Below are 5,487 nucleotides of genomic sequence, written 5' to 3'. Positions count from 1 at the left end.
CGTTCCGTTCGAACGGGTCCTGCCGACCCGCCTGCATGTGATGATCCGGAGCTGCCGATGTCGACGAACCCGTTCCGCCCCACGATGCTCTCCCGGCGTGGGATGAGCCGTGCGCTGGGCGCCCTGGGGCTCGCCGCAGCCTGCCTGACCGGCGCGGGTCCCTCCTTCGCTCAGACCGCCGTTCGCTTCACGCTCGACTGGCGCTTCGAGGGCCCGGCTGCGCTGTTCCTGATGGCGCAGGAGAAGGGTTATTTCAAAGCCGAGGGCCTCGACGTCACGATCGACACGGGCAACGGCTCGCGCGAGGCGATCMCGCGGGTGGCGTCCGGCACCTACGATGCCGGCTTCGGCGACGTGAATTCGCTGATCCGGTTCCGCGACGAGAATCCCAGCGTCKATCTGAAGGCGGTGATGATGGTCTATGACCGGCCGCCCTTCTCGATCGTCGGCCGCAAGAGCCGGGGCATCAGCGCAGACGTGAAGAGCCTCGAGGGCAAGAAGTTCGGCGCGCCGGCGGCTGACGCGGCCTTTGCGCAATGGCCGATCTTCAAGACCGTCAACAAGCTCGACGACAGCAAGATGCGGATGGAGAATGTCGGCTTCCCCGTGCGTGAGCCGATGTTGGCCTCAGGCGAGGTCGACGCGGTGTTCGGCTTCGCGAACTCCTCCTATATCAACCTGAAATCACGCGGCGTTCCCGTCGACGACATCGTCACTCTGCTGATGTCGGATTACGGCGTCGAGCTCTACGGCAATGTCGTGATGGTCTCGCCGAAATTCGCGGCCGAAAAGCCCGAGGCCGTGCGTGGCCTGCTTCGGGCGATCACCAAAGGCGTTCGCGACACGGTGGCCGACCCGGAACTCGGCGGCAAGCTCGTGATCCAGCGCAACGATGTCGCCAAGCTCGAGGTCGAGGTCGAGCGCCTCAAGATGACGATCGCCCAGAACGTCATGACGCCAGCAGTCAAGGCCGATGGCTTTGGCGGTATCGACAAGGCGCGCTGGGAACGGGCGCTGGACCAGATTGGGCTGACCTTCACGTTCAAGGACAAGGCGAAGGCCGGGGCGGCTTTCGACGACAGCTACCTGCCGCCTGTGGCCGAGCGGAAGTTCTGATGCGCTCGACCTTGCGGGCTCGCGCTTGAGCGCCTTCGTCGAACTCCACGAAGTTACCCATGTCTACGGCGGAGGCGAAAGCACCCCCGCCGTGGACGGGCTTTCGCTGAAGATCCGGGAGGGCGAGTTCGCGGCGATCGTCGGCCCCTCCGGCTGCGGCAAGTCCACGATGATGAAGCTCGCGACCGGCCTGCAGCGGCCCCGGCGCGGCACGGTGATCGTCGCCGGGCAGGGGGTGACGCAGCCGATCAAGATCACCGGCATGGCCTTCCAGAATCCGGTGATGCTGCCCTGGCGCACGACATTGCGGAACCYGTTGCTGCCGCTGGAGATCGTCGAGCCGCATCGTTCGCGCTTGCGTGCCAACAAGTCGGATTATGTCGCGCGGGCCGAGGCTCTGCTCGCCAAGGTCGGACTCGAGGGCATGGGCCAGAAATTCCCCTGGCAGCTGTCCGGCGGCATGCAGCAACGCGCCTCGCTGTGCCGCTCGCTGATCCATGAGCCGAAGCTCCTGATGCTGGATGAGCCCTTCGGTGCGCTCGATGCCTTTACGCGCGAAGAACTCTGGTGCGTGATCCGCGATCTTCATGCCGAGCGCGGCATCACCGTGATCCTGGTGACCCATGATCTGCGCGAGGCCGTTTTCTTGGCCGACCGGGTGTTCTGCATGTCGGCGCGGCCGGGGCGGATCATCGCCGAGCGCGAGATCGATTTTCCGCGCCCGCGTGATCTCGACATCACCTATACGCCTGAATTCGCGTCGGTCGTGCATGAGTTGCGCGGCCATATCCGTACGGCGCGGGAGGCGGCATGAAGCGCTCGCTCTGGCTGAGGCTCGCGCCCTATCTGTTCACGCTTAGCTTCTTCGCGATCTGGGAGATCGCCTGCCGCGCCTTCGCGATCTCCTCCTTCATCCTGCCGCCGCCCTCCGCGATCTGGGCTGCGTTGGTGCAGTATCAAAAGCCGCTCTACACGAACGCCTTTCACACGCTCTGGATGACCACGGCCGGCTTTGTGCTCTCGATCGTGTTCGGTCTGGCGCTCGGCCTGCTCGTCGGCTCGTCCCGGTTGATCTATGCGGGCYTGAACCCGCTGCTTGTCKGCTTCAACTCGATTCCCAAGGTCGCTGTCGTGCCGATCCTGGTGATCTGGTTCGGGGTCGGCTGGCAGCCGCCGGTGCTGACCGCGTTCGTGATTTCGTTCTTCCCGATCGTCGTCAATGTCGCGACCGGGCTGGCCACGATCGAGCCCGAGACCGAGGATGTGCTGAAGGCACTGGGTGCCAGCCGCTACGACATCATGACCAAGGTCGGGATTCCGCGCGCGCTGCCCTATTTCTTCGGGGCGCTGAAGGTTTCGATCACGCTCGCCTATGTCGGCTCGGTGATCGGCGAGCAGAATGCCTCCAATCTCGGCATCGGCAACCTGATCACCCGCGCTTCGGCTGATTTCAACGTGCCGCTGATCTTTGCGGCGCTGATCGTGCTTGCGGTCCTCGGCGTGCTTCTCGTCGCCATCGTCGACCTTGTCGAGAGCCGCATGACGGGCTGGGCCCGGCGTTCGCAGATGGCGAATGGCTGAGCAAGGTGCAGAGCGGATCTGACCTAGCGCCAAGGTGACAGCGCGGCGAGGGCTGCCTATCGTGCCGCGCCATCAACGCCGGACCCTCAATCTTTCATGCTTCCCGATTTGCGCGATTACGGCCGCCTGCGCGAGACCTTCCAGTGGCGGATTCCAGAGCGCTACAACATTGCTGTCGATGTCTGCGATCGCTGGGCCGCGCTGGAGCCCGACCGGCCGGCCATTCTCGACGTCGCCCCTGACTGGACGGTAACGCCGGTCAGCTTCGGCCGGTTGCGAGCGCAATCGAACCGACTGGCGACGGCGCTGTCGATGCGCGGCGTCGGCGTCGGAGATCGGGTCGCGATCCTGCTGCCGCAGGGAGAGGCCGTGCTCACCGCACATCTCGCCGCCTATAAGTTGGGCGCCATCGCGGTGCCGCTGGCCGCGCTCTTCGGGGTCGATGCGCTGGCCTATCGCCTGCGCGATTCCGGCGCGAGCGCGCTCATCTCCAATGCAGCGGGCTTGATGAAGGTTCGGCAGATTGCCGAGCCGCTGCCCGATCTCGACCTGATGGTGTCCACGGATGGCGCCGGGGCGGGTGCTGAGGACTGGGGGCAGTTGCTGGCGGATGCGAGCGAGGATTTCTCAGTTGCGGACACCGGGCCCGACGATCCGGCTCTGATGATCTATACCTCCGGCACCACGGGCAACCCGAAGGGCGCGCTGCATGGCCACAGGGTTCTGCCGGGGCATCTGCCCGGTGTGCAGATGGTGCACGAGTTCCTGCCGATGCCCGGCGACCTCGCCTGGACGCCGGCCGACTGGGCCTGGGCCGGCGGTCTGCTCAATATGCTGCTGCCGGCGCTGCATTTCGGCGTTCCGGTCGTGGCGCGCGCCCATACCCGTTTCGACCCCGAAGACGCCTTTCGGCTGATGGCCGATCTCGGCATCCGCAATGCCTTCATCCCGCCGACAGCGCTCCGGATGCTGCGCAGTGTGGGCAAGCCGCGCGACCGCTTTGACCTGAAACTGCGCACGGTCGCGGCAGCCGGCGAAGCGCTTGGAGCCGAGACGCTGAGCTGGGGCCGCGAGGCGCTGGGGCTGACGATCAACGAGGCTTATGGCCAGACCGAGTGCAATCTCGTGCTGTCGTCCTGCGCGATGATCGGCGTCAGCCGGCCCGGCTTCATCGGCAAGCCGACTCCCGGCCATGAGGTCGCGATCATCCGGCCCGATGGCTCGGAATGCGCGCCGGACGAGGAAGGGCAGATTGCCATCCGGCGGCCGAACCYGGTGATGTTCCTCGGCTATTGGCTCCGGCCGGAGGCGACGGTCGACAAATTCATCGGCGACTGGATGACCACTGGCGATCAGGCCGTGCGGGATGCCGATGGCTATGTCCACTTCGTCGGCCGCGACGACGATGTCATCACCTCATCGGGGTATCGGATCGGGCCGGGGGAGATCGAGGACTGCCTGCTGAAGCATCCGGCGGTTTCGCTGGCGGCGGTCGTCGGCAAGCCGGACGAACTCCGGACCGAGATCGTCAAGGCCTTCGTCGTGCCGAATGCCGGCTTCGYGCCTTCGCAGGATCTGGCCGGTGAACTTCAACGCTTCGTGCGCGAGCGGCTCTCGGCGCACGAATATCCGCGCGAGATCGCCTTTCGCGAGGAACTGCCGCTGACGACGACGGGCAAGATCATCCGGCGGCTGTTGCGCGCGGAGGCGTGAGCGCCGCCGAAGCCTGACCAAGGAAGGCGGCCCAGAGGCGCTGCACCATCGCCTCGTCGAGGTCCTTGACGATGAGGACCAGGCGCGAGCGTTGGTCTGCATCAGGCCAGCTGTCGAGCAGGATCGGGGGATGCAGGATCTGCTGGACCGCATGGACCAGCAGCGGCTGGCCGGCGTGTTCGGCTATGGCGACGAGCCCCTTCAGCCGCAGGAGCTTCGCCCCGTGGGTCGAGCGCAGCAAGGTCCAGAACAGCTCGAAGGTCGCCAGATTGATCGGAGCATCAGCCGAGAGCGAGAAGGCGCGGATGCTCTCGTCATGCCTGTTCACATCATGATGATGATTGTCATGCCCGTGCCCGTGTCCATCGGCGTGATGATCGTGATCGTGATTGTGATGGTGATGGCCGCCCGAGCCGGTCGCCAGAGCCTCGACGGMAAGCCAGTTCCGCAGGGCCTGGGGCCTGTCGGCAAGGTCGTAGAGGCCGGCGCTGATCAAGTCCGCAGCCGGAGCATCCGGCGCGAGAAGGTTGATCCCGGGATTGAGCGCCAGGAGTCGCTGGCGTAGCACCTCGACCGCCTGACCATCCGCGACCAGGTCCGCCTTGGTCAGCACGATCCTGTCGGCCGCGACCACCTGCTTGCGCGCCTCCTCATGGGCGTCGAGCGTCGCCATGCCGTTGACGGCATCGACCAGCGTGACGACGCCGTCGAGCCTGAAGCGCATGGCGAGATAGGGGTGGTTGATCAGCACATTGAGGATCGGTGCCGGGTCGGCAAGGCCGGTGGTCTCGATCACCACGCGTTTGAATGGCGCGATGCGATGGTTGTCGCGGCGGCGCAAGAGGTCTTCCAGCGTGACGATGAGGTCATCGCGGATGGTGCAGCAGAGGCAGCCGGAGGCGAGCAGAACCATGTTCTCCTCGACACCCTCGATCATCAGATGGTCGAGCCCGATCTCGCCGAACTCGTTGACGATCACGAGGGTATCGGCAAGCGCGGGGTCCTTGAGCAGCCGGTTGAGCAGGGTCGTCTTGCCGGCTCCAAGGAAGCCCGTGAGCAAGGTCAACGGGATCGGGA

Annotated in this window: 5 protein-coding genes; 4 read left to right on the top strand and 1 reads right to left on the bottom strand. The window is 65.5% G+C overall.

Going from position 1 to position 5,487, the window contains the following annotated elements; all coding sequences use genetic code 11:
* The first annotated feature begins 102 nt into the window (after window positions 1-102).
* The 4 genes from AC1DJT_RS33995 (at window position 103) to AC1DJT_RS33980 (ending at window position 4,410) form a co-directional block, all read left to right on the top strand.
* On the top strand, window positions 103-1,116 hold the full coding sequence (locus tag AC1DJT_RS33995) for an ABC transporter substrate-binding protein (protein ID WP_476835804.1): 1,014 nt from the start codon (window positions 103-105) through the stop codon (window positions 1,114-1,116).
* 25 nt (window positions 1,117-1,141) lie between these two features.
* A complete protein-coding gene (locus AC1DJT_RS33990; protein WP_476835803.1) occupies window positions 1,142-1,930 on the top strand; it encodes an ABC transporter ATP-binding protein in 789 nt (262 codons plus the stop codon).
* Window positions 1,927-2,697 carry an ABC transporter permease gene (locus AC1DJT_RS33985; protein ID WP_476835802.1) on the top strand — a complete coding sequence of 257 codons (771 nt, stop codon included), beginning with the start codon at window positions 1,927-1,929 and terminating at the stop codon, window positions 2,695-2,697. Before AC1DJT_RS33990 ends, AC1DJT_RS33985 begins: the two co-directional genes overlap by 4 nt.
* A 96-nt stretch (window positions 2,698-2,793) precedes the next feature.
* A complete protein-coding gene (locus AC1DJT_RS33980; protein WP_476835801.1) occupies window positions 2,794-4,410 on the top strand; it encodes an AMP-binding protein in 1,617 nt (538 codons plus the stop codon).
* Here AC1DJT_RS33980 and AC1DJT_RS33975 read toward each other — a convergent pair.
* Window positions 4,379-5,487, bottom strand: a 1,109-nt coding sequence (locus AC1DJT_RS33975) for a CobW family GTP-binding protein (RefSeq protein WP_476835800.1), incomplete at its 5' end; no start/stop codon positions are given. The two genes, AC1DJT_RS33980 and AC1DJT_RS33975, sit on opposite strands and share 32 nt — an antisense overlap.

This window comes from Allobosea sp. 05T422_2, from assembly GCF_056396265.1.
This window is presented reverse-complemented; position numbering and strand designations above follow the sequence as displayed.